The 1,113-nt window shown below is 47.3% G+C and carries 1 rRNA gene; it reads left to right on the forward strand.

What is annotated here, in order from left to right:
- Positions 1-1,113: ribosomal RNA gene (locus IR152_RS19750) — 23S ribosomal RNA — on the forward strand; the annotation flags it as partial.

Here is a 1,113-nt window from a genome sequence, read left to right on the forward strand (position 1 = left end):
GTAAACTTTGATCCGAAGATTTCCGAATGAGGAAACTCACTTAGAGTAATGTCTAAGTATCATTAAGTGAATACATAGCTTAATGAGGGGAACTCAGGGAACTGAAACATCTAAGTACCTGAAGGAAGAGAAAGAAATTCGATTCCGTAAGTAGCGGCGAGCGAACGCGGATTAGCCCAAACCAATAAAGTTTTCTTTATTGGGGTTGCGGACATATCATAACGAAGAGGTATCGTAATTGAAGAGGTTTGGAAAGACCCACCACAGAAGGTAATAGTCCTGTATGTTAAACGAGAAGACTTCAGATATGATCCAGAGTACCACGGGACACGTGAAACCCTGTGGGAAGCAGGAGGGACCACCCTCCAAGGCTAAATACTACCTAGTGACCGATAGCGTATAGTACCGTGAGGGAAAGGTGAAAAGAACCCCGGGAGGGGAGTGAAATAGAACCTGAAACCCTGCACTTACAAGCTGTGGAAGCACATTTCTTGTGTGACCGCGTACTTTTTGTAGAACGGGCCAACGAGTTACGTTAAGTAGCAAGGTTAAGCACTTAAGGTGTGGAGCCGTAGCGAAAGCGAGTTTTAACTGAGCGTTCAGTTACTTGACGTAGACCCGAAACCGGGCGACCTACCCATGAGCAGGATGAAGCGAAAGTAAAATTTCGTGGAGGTCCGAACCCACGAGCGTTGAAAAGCTCGGGGATGACTTGTGGGTAGCGGTGAAATTCCAATCGAGCCCGGAGATAGCTGGTTCTCCCCGAAATAGCTTTAGGGCTAGCCTCAAGGTGAGAGATACGGAGGTAGAGCACTGAATGTCCTAGGGGGTATTGCACCTACCGAAGACTATCAAACTCCGAATGCCGTCATCTTATACTTGGGAGTCAGACTGTGGGTGATAAGATTCATAGTCGAAAGGGCAACAGCCCAGATCGTCAGCTAAGGTCCCTAAATGTAAGTTAAGTGGTAAAGGATGTGGGATTGCACAGACAACCAGGATGTTGGCTTAGAAGCAGCCACTCATTCAAAGAGTGCGTAATAGCTCACTGGTCGAGTGATCCTGCGCCGAAGATTTCCGGGGCTAAAACTTACTACCGAAGCTACGGCATCA

It is taken from the genome of Clostridioides sp. ES-S-0108-01 (genome assembly GCF_020662285.1).
Classification (GTDB): domain Bacteria; phylum Bacillota; class Clostridia; order Peptostreptococcales; family Peptostreptococcaceae; genus Clostridioides.